Raw genomic sequence first — 12909 nt, forward strand, 5'->3', positions numbered from 1 at the left:
AGTTCTGTGATGGGTCGCTGGCAATAATGGCAATCATGATGAGATCACGGGCCTCTATGGGCGCAGCCATGATTGTGATTGTACTGTTCACAATGTTGTTGCTGGCGGCAATCCTATATGCCTCAACGCAGCTTTCGCTCTCGACTTCCAGAACGACGGCGGAACAGCGCGGTGCCCTAGAGGCTCAGTACGTGGCCGAGAGTAACCTCAACGTGGCCCGTAGCCAGCTGCGGAGTGTCAGTCAGTTGCTCTCGCCCAGTGTCCTCAATTCTTCTAATGAGGAGATTCCTGCAGTCTCAATCAGCAAAAATACGCCGGTAAGCGAGGTCGAGAATCTAATCCTGCAACTTTGTGGTACCACTACACCAATCGCCAACTGGTCTACCTTGCAGGGCTTTCAGCCCACACCCAATAGGCCCATGTCTAATGGACAGATCTACACCGATAACAATGCCCGGATATGTCAGGGACCGAATAGACGGGTTGAGGTCAATGGACAGGCCAATCAGTTTGCTTTCCTGGGAACATACATCAGGCCAGAGGCATACAGTCTGGTCTTGTCCAGCAGCGAGCGGCCTACAGGACTTTCGACAGTTACAGGCAGGACTGCTTTCTGGCGGAGCCTCTTTGCCAGTCCTAGCAATACGCTTATGCGGACAGATAGCCGGGTGCAGTTGGAACTGGTCAGCATCATCAAGTATGTCCCGCAGTCGGGGGGGACAGCGTACCGCTTTACCATCCGCACGCGGGATCTGAGCGCGCGGGGTGTTCAGAGCAGAGCTACGCGCGTTCTCAAGGCCACCAACAATACTTCAGACCGCCAGACGTGGTATTTCGAAGTTTCTCTTCCTAGTCTACTCAAGAATGTGTTGCAGACAAATTACCACCGCTCCCGCGGGGCAGCCCAACCCAACATCAACTTCACCAATCAAGTGTTTAACGGCCCTGTACATACCAACGAGCGTTTCGTATTCGCCAACGGAGCCACAGCGGTGTTCAACGGAGCCCTAAGCAGTGCTGGCTGCACCAATCTGAGTACCAGCACTGATCCTGGCTGGAGCTGTAACCAGCAGCGCGGCTATATGCTTGCTAGCAACCCCAGGACAGTTTCAGCGACTCTCTCCGATAGAGACGCGAACGCCGCTCTAGATAGAGACTTGGCCCAGTTCACCGATGTTACGGTCAATGATCCGCTGCCTGAAGGCCCCCATGCAGCGAATACCGCTAATTTCGCGGCTGACTACATTGCCCTTCCAACGAATGCACAAGATCAGCAGGCTGCGGCCAATACTGAGGGTTTGGTCGTTCCTGCTGGTGCCACGGGTATTCAGCTCTTTGCCGGTAATAGCAGTGGTGCCCCGCTGACCACCTTTGACAGCGCCCAAAGCCGTTGGAGCGAACCGTCCCCCACTTATCAATATATTCGGTTTTATCCCACTACCCAGCAATGTGTTTATGGCTCTAACGGTTGGGAACAAGTCACTTACACTGTCTACTACAACACTCCAGAGACATACAGGACCAGAGATTTTTACGGTTACTATCGTCGCCCACTTGTATGTGATTCAGTAATGGGCAGTACACCTAGTGCTGAGTACCGTGTAGATGACCAGGGTATTCTATTCCAGAAGTCTGGAACCTCTTGGATCAATCTGGGTCGCAAGTTTAACGGTGTTATTTACGGCGATAGCATTTCCAACGTTATGGGGCCACCTCGTAATGGTGTGAGCAATCCAACAGGACAGGAGGTACTGAATAATGCTCCGCCTGCTCTGGCTTCTTTCTCAAAAATGACCATTGTAGGGAGAACGGGAGTAAATATTGGCAGCGATTTGACTATGTCTAATGCTCCTTGCCGTTTGGAGGATACCAACTGTAATAAGAGTCCTTATCCTCAGAATATGCTGGGCATTTATTCGCAGCAAGGTAATGTTACTATTGCTGGAAATGCGCCAGCCGACCTTAAGATCCATGCTGCTCTGATGAGTAGTGAAGGGGAAGTCAGTGTCAATGGATATGCGAATATTTCGCAGCGTGGCCGCGTGCACATTCGGGGATCTCTGGTAGAAAACTGGTACGGTGCGTTTGGTACTTTCAACCCGGACAACAACGCTGACGTTTCAGGGTACGGCCGCAATTTTACTTACGATAAGCGGTTTCGTGAAGGTGTTGCCCCTCCATTCTGGCCTGTGTCTCCTTCCTGGACTACCACTGACGCTGCTCAAAGAGCCCGTCTGGAAGATGTCACTGTTCAGCAGGGGACGGTAGGAGATTTCCAGTGAATATGGGGGCGCGCTGGACACAGGGGATGTCACTGCTTGAACTTCTGATAGTCATGGCTGTGGTCGGCATCCTTCTCAGCATAGGATGGGGGAACTACAACCGGGCAATCTGGGCTAACGAAGTCACTGAGCAAGCCAATATGCTGGCGCGTGACCTTAATGCCTCGCGCTCAGCTGCACAACGCGAGAGTCAGAATATAACGTTAAGTTTTTCCTCTAATAACTATACGTTTGGCCCAGAAGGTACACCAGGAACTCGGCGCGTTCTGAGTAATGGAATCACTCTACAATGCATCACCAATTGTGTTGGCACTTTAACGTATCAAGCGCCTTTTGCTACTCTCAATGATGCTATGGGCCGAGTCTACCGACTTAGTAGTCCACATGGCGGCGTCGCTCCTGTTGAGGTCCGGGTGGTCGGTGTAACTGGCAAAGTCAATGTTGTTCGGGGACAGTCATAATGAGTTTTGTAAAGTTACAGGGTTTTACCCTGGTAGAGATTTTGGTTGCTTTAGCCCTTTTCGCAATACTGGCTGCTGTGTTGTCCTCTACGATCGTTGGACTGTTCGGCAATACTGGCGACAGTCAGCAGCGCCTAAATACCACCACCAATGCCCAGAGGATTCTGGAATCGGTGAAGTCGTCCTGGAACCAGCAGGCTTATTACGATCTGGCCTGCGTCAATGGTCTGCCGGCTGGCTATCAGATAACGATTCAGTCACTCGATAGCAGGGCGCAACCGGTGACTTGGTCTGGGGCGAGAACTGCAGTGGCTAACGTTTGTCCCGCTCTGACTGCCCCCGGGACGATTCCGCCTGCGCCGCCCATGCGCAGAGTCACGGTGACCAGCAGACAGAATAATCAGACCACGACCCTTGTGCTCGACCTGTTGAGGCCGCTATGAATACGAAGAGAGCCCAGGGGTTGACGCTGGTCGAACTGTTGGTCGGTATGGGGATTCTTGCCCTCTTACTGGTAGCCGTCTCCTCCTTCTTCACCAGCACCTCGGACGGTGCCGTGCAGGTCAATACGCGGGCCGAATTGCAGCAGGATGTGCTGAACGTAGAGCAGTTGCTGGCCAGCCGCATCAAAGAGGCCTGGTACATCTATACCCCTAACCGCGGCCAGATCAATCTGGGAACAGGGCAACTACGTCAGAATCCCCTGTCCGGCACTGGTGTGTGGAACCTGGATACAGTCACTGGCACAGTGGACGGTGGGCACATGCTGGCGATGATCTTACCGCCGGAAAATGCTGCGCTGAACTGCACTGCGGATACCAAAGGGTGCTTCCGCTTCTATGCCTATTACCCGGTGAAACGTTCTGTTTGGGTTGCGGGCACAGCAAGCGACGGCGCCAACAATCCAGGCGCTGGCCCTAATGATGCAAACACGTGGGTCCTGGTTGAGTTGCGAGCAAATTACCTTACAGGATTATCCGCTGTGCTGCCTCCGCAGCCCTTGCCAGGCGAATCCAGACCTTTGGCCAGCACCAAACCTGGCGCAGCAAATTTCAACTATGTTCCGGCCATCTCCCTGCCTGCGGCTGCCCCGCCCAACACTGGGTCGGCCAATCTGCTGGCCGATAACATTGCCCCGATGACCGCTTCCGAGCCCATGTTCACCTTCATTCAGGAGCCGGTCGCCAACAATGTGCACTCGGCGGTGAGTACCCAGGAGATTGTGCTGCGTATTGCAGCGGTGCAGCAGGCCAAGGGCCGCGTTATCAGACTGCCGGCAGCCAACAGCTTCTATGAACTGCGTTCCTTCCCCGGGAACCTGGGCCGAAGGTAACGGTCCTTTTCCTTTACTGGACTGCGTCAGCCTATAGCCAGTTGGCTGGCGCTACACTGTGAGCCATGTCCACTCTGGTCTCTGACCGGGTGCAGCATCTGCTGACGCAGGAGCGCATCCTTCTGGCCGACGTTCAGGCCCTGCTGTCCCGCTGCGGCGCTCCCGAAGAAGCGCAGGCCCATGCCCGTCAGGCGCTCTCGGCGCTGGACGAAACCTTTTTGCTGGTGGTGGTGGGCGAGTTCAACGCCGGCAAGAGCAGCTTCGTGAACGCGTTGCTGGGCACCGCTGCGCTGCCCGAAGGCGTCACACCGACCACCGACCGGATTTACGTGCTGGTCAATGGTGAGCGGGCCGGCGAGATGCAGCCCACCGCCGACCCGTTTGTCAGCCGGCTGACCCATCCGCTGCCGGGGCTGGAAGGGGTCGCGTTGGTGGACACGCCCGGCACCAACGCCATCATCCGCCAGCATCAGGCGCTGACCGAGGGCTTCTTGCCCCGCGCCGACCTGGTGCTGTTTCTGACCAGTGCGGATAGGCCCTTTACCGAGTCCGAGCGGCAGTTTCTGGAGCTGGCTGCCCGCTGGGGCCGCAGCGTGGTGATGGTCGTGAACAAGGCCGACCTGTTGGAAACCGCCGAGCAGCGGGAGCAGGTGCGCGAGCACGTGGAAAAAGGCGCACGCGGCGTCCTGGGCCTCAATCCACCGGTGTTTCTGGTGAGTGCCCGCGCCGAGCAGCGCGGCGGCGATGCCGGCTTCGCCGCGCTGCGGGACGCGCTGAGCCGCCGCCTCTCGGAAACCGAGCGCACCCGCCTGAAGCTGCAGGGGCCACTGAACACTGCCGCCGAGCTGCTGGACGGCGAGGTTCGCCGCACCCGCGCCGCCCGCGAAACCCTCAGCGCCGACCTGGAGATTCTGCGCGACCTGGAAGCCCAGCGTGTGCGCCACGGCGAAAGCATGCTGGGCGAGCTGGACGGCCAGCTGAACCGCGTGGGCCGCCTGCTGAGCGAGTTCGAGATGCGGGCCGACCGCTTTATCGACCAGAAGCTGCGCTTTTCCAACGTGCGTGGCCTGATGAATGGCCGCGAGCTAGAAGAACAGTTCCGCGCCGAGGCGGTGGCCGAGTTGCCGGACGCCATCGACCGGCAATTCTCGCACATGATTGACCGATTCGTGGAGGCCAACCTGCACTTCTGGGAAGATGTGCAGGCGTTCCTGATTCGCCGCCAGCCCTCGCAGGAGGTGGCCCGCACCCGGTTCTCCTACGACCGCGCCGCGCTGCTGGAAGGAATTGCCGGCAGCGCCCGCGAGCACCTGGAAACGACCACCGAGCAGGGACTGGCCCGCGAACTTTCACGCGACGCCGAGGACTCCATGAAAGGCATGATCGGTGGCCTGGCCGGCGGCATGGGCCTGGGCGTGGGTATCGGCGCGCTGGTGGGGGCCTCGGCGCTGGACTTTACCGGGGGCATCCTGGCAGGGCTGACGCTGGGAAGCCTGGGCCTGTTCGTGCTGCCCAACAAGCGCCTGTCCGCGCACCGGCAACTGCGGGCACGGGTAGAGGAACTGCGCGAAGTCCTGGAACGCATTGTGCGGCGCGAGTACGAACGCGAGCAGGAGCGGGCCGACACCCGCCTGCGCGACGCCATCAGCCCTTACACGCGCTTCACCGCCCAGGAGGAAGAACGCCTCAGCGCCGCCGAGACCTCGCTGACCCAGCTGCAGGAGCGGTTGCAGACGCTGCGTGCGCAGGTGGCCCAGCTGCAGGCCGACCCGGAGCGGGGCGCGGCGGAGCTGCCCGCTCACGCTGCCGGACTTGCTCCCTGAGCCCCCGGGCTGAGCAGGCAAGGAAGAAGCAGGGCGGCCTGGAGCCGCTGCCCGGCCGCCCTGCTGGCGGCAGGGCCCAAAAGAGCCGATCAGGGTTGGAAATTCAGTGGGGGCCGGTCGCGTGGTGCTGCTGCAGAATCTGCACCGTCTGCTCACGCAGGGCGCGTTCTTCACGCAGGTAGCGCTCGGCAGTCATTTGGATGCCCACGGCGGCCACCACCTGGTTGCCGTACCAGTAGGGCAGCGCCAGGGTGCACTGGTCCGGCAGCCATTCCTCGATGGAGTAGGCGTAGCCCCGCCGCCGGACCCGCGCCAGTTCGGTCTCCCACTCGTCGGCGGTGGAGATGGAAGACGGGGTGCAGATGGTGAATTCCGGCGGCTGCATATTCAAGTAGGCGTACAGCACCTTGCCGCTGGCCGTGGCCGTGCTGGGCAGGTAGGTGTCCAGCGGCATGTCGATATCGGCGGCGGGGTGGCGCTCGCGGATGGCGCAGACCACCTCGGTGTCTTCCAGCAGACACAGGAACGCCACGGTCTGAATATCCAGCGCCAGGTGGGTAATCAGCTGCCGGGCGGCCATGAACCAGGGCAGCGAGATGTTCAGTTGCGCCCCCATTTCCGCCAGGCGCCACGACAGCCGGTAGCGGCCGGCCGGGGTGCGCCGCAGCAGGCCGGCGCCGGTCAGGCCAGCCAGGTAGGCGTGGACGGTGGCGCGGGGCATCTCCAGCTCGGCCGCCAGTGCACGGACACCCCATTCGGGCTGGTCAGCGTCGAAGGCGCCCAGGACACGGGCCGCTTTCTGTAAGGAATGCACGCGTCCAAGATACAGAGACGCATACGGCCTGTATAGTCGCTGGGGGTTAATCCAGTTGCAGTTCCTCGGGCTCGGTCAGCAAGTCTACGGCGCCGGACCCGATTTCGTAGTACCCGCCAATCACGCGGATACGCCCACTGGCCTCTGCCTCGCGGATGACAGCTTGCTGGCGCAGACGGTGCACCTGAAGCCGCACGTTGCTGATCACCGCTTCGCGCATACGGGCCTTCTTGTCGCGGATGGCCGGCAGGTCCTGCACGCTGGGCTGAATCTGCCCGATCAGGCGGCGCAGGTGCTCGGGCTCCTGGTCAATTTCGGCCTGCGTCAGCATGGCGGCCGCCACCGCTCCGCAGCCCTCGTGGCCCAGCACCAGCACCAGCTGCACCTGCAGGTGCCGAATGGCGTACTCCAGCGTACCCAGGCCGGATTCCCCCACCACATTGCCAGCCACCCGCACCACGAACAGGTCGCCCAGGCCCTGGTCGAAGACCAGTTCGACCGGCACCCGGCTGTCGCTGCAGGCCAGCACGGCGGCGAACGGGGTCTGCCCGATAATCTGGGCGCGGCGCTCGTTGGCGCTGATTTCCGGACGGCGGGCCTGACCGGAAAAAAAGCGGGCGTTGCCGTCTTCCAGCGCCCGAATCGCTTCTTCGGGGCTGGAGACCCGGTTGGGCCGCAGCTCGGCGATGTCCTCCATAGAGGCGCCGCGCCGAATGGCTTTGAGCAGCCGCCGCTCCAGCGCCGCACTGAGCAACTGATCGGGCAGCCCGTCGGGCAGCGCTCCAGGCACGGTCGCCGCCAGCGCGGCAGCCGCAGTCTCGGGGGTGGCACTCTGGTCCGGGCGGTCTGGGTTGTGGGACATGGGATTCAGTATCCACCATTGCGCCCTGCGGGGGCCGGGTAGGCAGGTGGCAGCTGGCACCCGTTCAGGCACGTCGTTCCGAGAACTGCTCTAAGCTGGGCCATGCCTCAAGACTGGACCCCCGCTGAGATGCCGACTGAGACAGCGGCCGGGCTGCCGGACGACTCCGGCGACCTGTCCCCCGACCAGATGACCCTGCCGCAGCTGCTGGAGCGCTACGCCATGCTGCGCGACACCGTGCAGGGCCTGGAAGCCGAAAAGGAGGAGCTGGGCGCCCTCATCAAGCAGGCGCTGGCGGCCGGCGAGAGTGCCGAGACGGAGCTCTACCGCGCCGAACTGAAGGTGTCGCGCCGGGTGGAATATCCGCTGGACCGCTTCCGCGAGGTGTTCGGGGACGCCGCAGCGCTGGAAGCGGCCAGCATTGACCGGCGCAAGGCCGAGGCCCTGGCCCGCGCCGGCGACCTGGACGGACAGCGGCTGAAGAATCTGGCCGTGAGCAAAGAGATTCAGGTGCTGCGGCTGGTGCCCAAGACGTTCTAGCCGCAGAGGCTGGGTGAAGGTCCGGCCACCGGCCACGCCCCTCAGCCCACGCCAGGGACAGTGAAACAAAAGGCGTTGCGTTCGTCCCGGCGCTCGGCCCAGGCCTGACCGCCCCAGCCCTGCACGATAGAGCGCACGATATACAGGCCCATGCCGCTGCCCTGCCCGCCGGCGTGCCGGCCACGGGTGTGTGCCCGGAACAGGCCCTCGGTGTCCGAGATGGGCGCACCCTGGTCCAGCACCGCCACCTCTATCCAGGGGCCACTGGGCTGGGTCTGCACCTCTATCTGACCACCTTCGGGGCCGTACTTCAGGGCATTTTCTATCAGGTTCAGCAGCACCTGCAGCAGCTTGTCGGGGTCGGCGCGGACCAGGTGGTCCTCACCGAACTGCACCTGCCCGGCCTTGCGGGGGGCCGCTGCACCGCGGCGCGGCGCGGCCCCGGGCCGGCCCAGGTCGTACTCGGCGGCCAGCAGGCGCTCTACCCGCTCGAACGCTTCGGACAGGGTCAGGGTGCGGGCGCGGGTCGGCCGGAAGCCCACCGCCAGGTCTTCCACCAGCCGGGCCAGCCGCTCGGTTTCCTGCAGGCCCTGCGCCACGAAGCTTTGCTGCAACTCGGCAGGCATGTCGTATTCCAGCGCTTCGAGGATGCCGCGAATGGCCGTGACCGGCGTGCGGAACTCGTGCGACAGCACGGCGGTCGCCTCGCGCAGTTCTGCCTCCCGGCGGCGGTGCTCACTGATGTCTTCCAGGATCAGGGCGCCGCCTTGGCCTTCGGGGCGGGCCTGACAGCGCAGCGTCTTGCCGCTCACTTCCAGTTCCAGCTCGCCGCCCCGGTCAGCCAGGGTTTCCAGGGTGTGGCGGCGTACCACTTCCAGCAGCGGCCGGCCCAGCGCACGGTGCTCAGGCACGCCCCACAGCTCGCTGGCAGAGCGGTTCAGTCCGCTGACCACCAGCGCCTCGCCCAGTTCGGTCTGCTCGCGGCGGTACAGCAGCACCGCCTGCGGCAGAGCGTCCAGCCAGTTCGGCGTCGCGCCGCTCATGGCTGCCTCGGGTGCGCTTTGCCCCGCTGGAACATTGAATTCACGGTATTCCCCCCCCATTGGTCACTCTTCTCCTTCCCAGGACCGCATGCGGTAGCCACGGCCGCGCACCGTTTCCAGAAACGTAGGTGCACCCGGCGCGTCGCCCAGGTGCGAGCGCAGCTGCGTGACATGTTGGTCCACCGTGCGTTCGCCGCCCAGAAAATCGGCGCCCCACACGCGGTCCAGCAACTCGGTGCGTGAGTAGACCCGCCCTGCGTTCTGCGTCAGGAAGGTGAGCAGGTCAAATTCGCGGCGGGTCAGGCTCAGGCGCTGGCCATTTAGGCGGGCGTCGGCAGCAGCCAGGTCAATGTGCAGCGGGCCGTTGCTCAGCTGCTGCGGCTGCTCAGGCTGGGTACGGCGCAGCAGCGCACGCACGCGGGCCACCAGCTCGGCGGCGCCGAACGGTTTGGTCAGGTAGTCGTCGGCGCCGGTTTCCAGACCCTCGACCCGCTCGGCCTCGGCGGCGCGGGCGGTGAGCATCAGCACGGGCAGCCGGCGCAGTTCGGAGTGCGAACGCAGCCGGCGCAGCAGGCCCAGCCCGCTTTCTCCCGGCAGCATCCAGTCCAGCACCAGGGCGTCGGCACCGGCCAGGGCGTCCTCGGCCTCGGCGACCGCCGCATAGGCACTCACCGTCAGACCGGCCCGTTCCAGGTGGAAGCGCAGCACCTCCCGGACGGTGGCCTCGTCTTCGATTACGACGACATGGTTCATCGCCTGACATTGTGCCGCAGCGGCGGGCCATTTTCGTCAGCGCTGTGTCAGATGTGGCGGCACTGCAACATAAAAGGCCCGCCCTGTAGCTGGGGCGGGCCACTGGAACAGGCGCGGGGGAAGGCCTCAGCCCGGCACCACTTCAGGAAAATCGATGTCCTCGGCGTCGCTCCACAGGCCTTCAAGGTCGTAGTACTCGCGGGCTTCCTTGGTCATGATGTGCACGGTAATCGCCCCGAAGGACAGCAGCAGCCAGCGTTCACTGGGGCCTTCTACGCTGGGAGCCGGCAGGCCGACTTCCTCGGCGCGCTCACGGATGCTTTGCTGTACGGCGTTCAGCTGCAGCCCGGCCGTCGCCGTGCAGATGATGAAGTAGTCCAGCGAGGTGCTGACGTCCGTGAGGTCCAGCACGCGCACATTCTCGGCGCGGCGCTCGCGGGCAGCTTCGACCAGCGCTTGCAGCTGGCGGAGGTCCTGGGTCTTTTGTTTGGTCATGGTTGCTCCTTAAGGGTTGGGGATGCAGGGAAACAGGAAAAAGGGGAAATGCAGCGGAACATAAGGTGTTGGCCGGCGGGCACATGCCCCGGGGGGACCGCCGGCCGCATGGGAGTGCCCTGACCATAGCAGAGGCCCGGCGCCGCTGCGCTCCTGGCGCAGTTGAGCTTTCGCTTAGAGCGGTGAGGGTGAGCGGCGGGGGATGAGCAGGAACCCAGCCAGGCGCCCTACTCTCTCCCTACTCCCCACTCGCCGCTTGCCGCTGCTACTCGGCAGTGTCCTGAAGCAGTGCGGCCGCGTCCTCCCTGGTGAGGCCCAGTTGCCGGCCGTCGGTGGGGCGGCGCAGCGGCAGCAGCGCACCCAGCTGGGTCCGGGCGTCGGTGCCCAGCCACACGGCCACCTCGCCGCTTTGCAGCTCGAAGCGTTCGCCCTGCAGCCGGGGCAGACCCAGCAGCTGTGCCAGGGCGCTGGCCTCGGCGGGAGCGTCCAGTGTGAGAACCTGGCTGCTCATGGGGTCGGGCGGCTCCAGCTGCAACTGGATATTGCGGTAGCCCACCTGCTCCAGACTGCGTGCCAGGGCCGGGCCCAGCAGCGCGCCGGAGCCGTCGTGAATCACCAGCGGCAACTCGGCCAGAGCGGCGGTGGGGTCGGCGGCTGCCTCGCCCTCCCTTTCCTCCGGGCCTGTCCCGCCCTGCGCCTGCTCCAGCTCCTGCTGACGCTCGGCTTCGCGGCGCTCGGCTTCCAGGGCCGGGTTGGTCCATACGCGGCTCAGGGCGGCGCGGTCCACCGCCAGGTTGAAGCTGTCCGGAATAGAGGTGGTGGGCAGCGTGGCAAAAGTCAGGTTTAGCTGCGAGAGGTACGGCAGCAGTGCGGTCAGGCGCTCGGGGCTGAGGTCGGTTTCGATGTTCTCCCCGAATCCTGAAATCAAGGTAGGCAACACGCGCAGTCCCTGTGGAGAGCGCAGCTTGCCTATCAGCTGGGTCAGGGCCTGTTTCTGGTGGTCGATGCGGCCCCAGTCGTCCCCTACGCCCTTGCGGACCCGCAGGTACAGGGCAGCGGTGCGGCCGTCAAGGTGCTGCTCGCCCGGCTTCAGGTCCAGGTGGATGCCGGCGGCCTTGTCCTCCCACTGGATGCCGCCCGGCGGCACGGTGACGGTCAGGCCGCCCAGCGCGTCAATCAGCTCGGCCACGTAGTCCTCGTTCAGCACGACGTAGGCATCTACGGGGCTGCCGGTGATGGTTTCTGCGGCGCGGGTCAGGGCGCGGGGGCCGCCCGCCCAGTACTGGTGGTTGATTTTCTGCTCGGTGGCGGTCTTCTCGGGGTCGTATTCGCCCACGTTGGTATCGCGGGGAATGTTCAGGACCTCGACCCGGGGGCCGGTCACCTTGATCAGCATCAGGGTATCGGTGTTGATTTCCTGAAACAGATTCTCGCGCTGGGTCTGGTCCTCGCAGCGCAGGTGGTAGCCGCAGTAGGCCACGTCGCGTCCAGCCAGCAAAAAGGTGAACTCGGGGCGCTGCTCGGCCTGGTAGCCGGCAGTTTGCCCAGCCCCGAAGGTCAGCCAAGCGGCCCCGCCCCAGCACAGCGCCCCGAGCGTCAGCCCGCCGAGTTGCAGGCCGCGTAGCCGGGCCCGGCGCCGCTCGGCGGGGGTCCTGCCGGCGCCGGGCAGCACCGGCGGCCGGCGGCCGCCAGACTGGGGCCGCTGCGTCACGCGGGGGTTTCTCCGGCCCAGGGGATGTGGCCTTCTTGCTCCAGCCAGCGGTACAGCGCCAGCGTGCGCGGGTGAACCTCGGTGCCCCGCCCGCTGAGGTAGCGCACCTTGGACCCGATGGCCTGCGCCAGGGCGGCGCCAGGGGCCTGCAAGGCCAGTTCGCGGATGTCGCTGTTCACGCCGCGCCCAGGTTCGGACACGTCCGCGATATACACGCAGGCCGAAACGGCGTGCCCTGGCCGGGGGCCGGTGACATGGTCCTCTACGGCGTCCAGCACCACCGGGTCAGTAAATCCCAGCGCCTCCAGGGCGCGGCGGGCAGCGCGGCCATGCACCGCCAGTGGCCAGCGCTCGTCCAGGTCGCACTCGGGTGGGGCCAGCTGCAGCAGCTCCTCGCCTCCGAAATCGCGGGCCAGGTCGTGCAGGATACCGGCGGCGTAGGCGCGGCGGGTGTCCAGGCCAGCGGCGTAGGCAATCTGCGCAGCCAGCAGCGCCACCCGCTTGACATGTTCCCAGCGGGTAGGGTTCACGCGGGCCTGCACTTCGCCGGCCCAGCGGGGCCACTCGGCCGTCATCCAGGCCGGCAGGTCCTGCGGGGCGGCAGCCGGCTGCGGCAGCTCGCCCAGGTTGGAACACAGCGGTGTCTCGGTGGCGGGCGTGGCAATCGCCTGTGGCCGGGCCACCTGCAGGGCGAGGCCGTCTAGCAGATAGGGAGCAGAGGCCATCAGAACCGTTGGGGCGCGGCGCCGAAGCAGCGGCGCGGGCGAGGCGCGACAGAGCACAGAAGGGGGG

General features: G+C 64.0%; 13 protein-coding genes. 6 read left to right on the forward strand and 7 right to left on the reverse strand.

Going from position 1 to position 12909, the window contains the following annotated elements:
- Window positions 1-68 precede the first annotated feature (68 nt).
- The 5 genes from DEIPR_RS13845 to DEIPR_RS00675 all read left to right on the forward strand — a co-directional run bounded on the left by DEIPR_RS13845 (window position 69) and on the right by DEIPR_RS00675 (window position 5899).
- Window positions 69-2282, forward strand: coding sequence for a hypothetical protein (locus DEIPR_RS13845; RefSeq protein ID WP_013613904.1), 2214 nt, complete (start codon window positions 69-71; stop codon window positions 2280-2282).
- Between the two features lie 2 nt (window positions 2283-2284).
- Window positions 2285-2743, forward strand: a complete 459-nt coding sequence (locus tag DEIPR_RS14855) for a pilus assembly FimT family protein (protein ID WP_013613905.1) — start codon at window positions 2285-2287, stop codon at window positions 2741-2743.
- Window positions 2743-3186, forward strand: a complete 444-nt coding sequence (locus tag DEIPR_RS00665) for a prepilin-type N-terminal cleavage/methylation domain-containing protein (protein ID WP_013613906.1) — start codon at window positions 2743-2745, stop codon at window positions 3184-3186. Before DEIPR_RS14855 ends, DEIPR_RS00665 begins: the two co-directional genes overlap by 1 nt.
- On the forward strand, window positions 3183-4076 hold the full coding sequence (locus DEIPR_RS00670; protein ID WP_013613907.1) for a PilW family protein: 894 nt from the start codon (window positions 3183-3185) through the stop codon (window positions 4074-4076). Before DEIPR_RS00665 ends, DEIPR_RS00670 begins: the two co-directional genes overlap by 4 nt.
- 65 nt (window positions 4077-4141) lie before the next feature.
- On the forward strand, window positions 4142-5899 hold the full coding sequence (locus DEIPR_RS00675; RefSeq protein WP_013613908.1) for a dynamin family protein: 1758 nt from the start codon (window positions 4142-4144) through the stop codon (window positions 5897-5899).
- A 103-nt stretch (window positions 5900-6002) separates the two neighbouring features.
- Here DEIPR_RS00675 and DEIPR_RS00680 read toward each other — a convergent pair whose 3' ends face one another.
- Both DEIPR_RS00680 and DEIPR_RS00685 read right to left on the reverse strand, forming a co-directional pair.
- A complete protein-coding gene (locus DEIPR_RS00680) occupies window positions 6003-6713 on the reverse strand; it encodes an IclR family transcriptional regulator (RefSeq protein WP_013613909.1) in 711 nt (236 codons plus the stop codon).
- A gap of 46 nt (window positions 6714-6759) precedes the next feature.
- The gene (locus DEIPR_RS00685) at window positions 6760-7575 is read right to left on the reverse strand and encodes a carbonic anhydrase (protein WP_013613910.1); all 816 of its coding nucleotides are present in this window, start codon (window positions 7573-7575) and stop codon (window positions 6760-6762) included.
- A gap of 102 nt (window positions 7576-7677) precedes the next feature.
- Here DEIPR_RS00685 and DEIPR_RS00690 point away from each other — a divergent pair, with 102 nt between their 5' ends.
- Window positions 7678-8115: a hypothetical protein gene (locus DEIPR_RS00690; protein WP_013613911.1), complete on the forward strand. Its 438-nt coding sequence runs from the start codon at window positions 7678-7680 to the stop codon at window positions 8113-8115.
- Window positions 8116-8156: 41 nt separating this feature from the next.
- On the opposite strand, the gene DEIPR_RS00695 is transcribed toward DEIPR_RS00690, so the two are convergent.
- From DEIPR_RS00695 to yqeK, 5 genes are all read right to left on the reverse strand, one after another.
- Window positions 8157-9158 (reverse strand): sensor histidine kinase, encoded by a 1002-nt coding sequence (locus tag DEIPR_RS00695; RefSeq protein WP_013613912.1) that lies wholly within the window; start codon window positions 9156-9158, stop codon window positions 8157-8159.
- A 63-nt stretch (window positions 9159-9221) separates the two neighbouring features.
- Window positions 9222-9911: a response regulator transcription factor gene (locus DEIPR_RS00700; RefSeq protein ID WP_013613913.1), complete on the reverse strand. Its 690-nt coding sequence runs from the start codon at window positions 9909-9911 to the stop codon at window positions 9222-9224.
- 126 nt (window positions 9912-10037) lie between these two features.
- On the reverse strand, window positions 10038-10406 hold the full coding sequence (gene rsfS, locus DEIPR_RS00705; RefSeq protein ID WP_013613914.1) for a ribosome silencing factor: 369 nt from the start codon (window positions 10404-10406) through the stop codon (window positions 10038-10040).
- A 265-nt stretch (window positions 10407-10671) separates the two neighbouring features.
- Window positions 10672-12117, reverse strand: coding sequence for an LCP family protein (locus DEIPR_RS00710; RefSeq protein WP_013613915.1), 1446 nt, complete (start codon window positions 12115-12117; stop codon window positions 10672-10674).
- The gene (yqeK, locus tag DEIPR_RS00715; RefSeq protein ID WP_013613916.1) at window positions 12114-12842 is read right to left on the reverse strand and encodes a bis(5'-nucleosyl)-tetraphosphatase (symmetrical) YqeK; all 729 of its coding nucleotides are present in this window, start codon (window positions 12840-12842) and stop codon (window positions 12114-12116) included. Before yqeK ends, DEIPR_RS00710 begins: the two co-directional genes overlap by 4 nt.
- Between the last annotated feature and the right edge of the window lie 67 nt (window positions 12843-12909).

The sequence above is a fragment of the Deinococcus proteolyticus MRP genome (assembly GCF_000190555.1).
Classification (GTDB): Bacteria; Deinococcota; Deinococci; order Deinococcales; family Deinococcaceae; genus Deinococcus; species Deinococcus proteolyticus.

Coding starts and splice junctions, on each gene's coding strand:
- DEIPR_RS13845 (WP_013613904.1), top strand. CDS start 69: ATGATTGTGATTGTACTGTTCACAATGTTGTTGCTGGCGGCAATCCTA.
- DEIPR_RS14855 (WP_013613905.1), top strand. CDS start 2,285: ATGGGGGCGCGCTGGACACAGGGGATGTCACTGCTTGAACTTCTGATA.
- DEIPR_RS00665 (WP_013613906.1), top strand. CDS start 2,743: ATGAGTTTTGTAAAGTTACAGGGTTTTACCCTGGTAGAGATTTTGGTT.
- DEIPR_RS00670 (WP_013613907.1), top strand. CDS start 3,183: ATGAATACGAAGAGAGCCCAGGGGTTGACGCTGGTCGAACTGTTGGTC.
- DEIPR_RS00675 (WP_013613908.1), top strand. CDS start 4,142: ATGTCCACTCTGGTCTCTGACCGGGTGCAGCATCTGCTGACGCAGGAG.
- DEIPR_RS00685 (WP_013613910.1), bottom strand. CDS start 7,575: ATGTCCCACAACCCAGACCGCCCGGACCAGAGTGCCACCCCCGAGACT.
- DEIPR_RS00690 (WP_013613911.1), top strand. CDS start 7,678: ATGCCTCAAGACTGGACCCCCGCTGAGATGCCGACTGAGACAGCGGCC.
- DEIPR_RS00695 (WP_013613912.1), bottom strand. CDS start 9,158: ATGAGCGGCGCGACGCCGAACTGGCTGGACGCTCTGCCGCAGGCGGTG.
- DEIPR_RS00700 (WP_013613913.1), bottom strand. CDS start 9,911: ATGAACCATGTCGTCGTAATCGAAGACGAGGCCACCGTCCGGGAGGTG.
- rsfS (WP_013613914.1), bottom strand. CDS start 10,406: ATGACCAAACAAAAGACCCAGGACCTCCGCCAGCTGCAAGCGCTGGTC.
- yqeK (WP_013613916.1), bottom strand. CDS start 12,842: ATGGCCTCTGCTCCCTATCTGCTAGACGGCCTCGCCCTGCAGGTGGCC.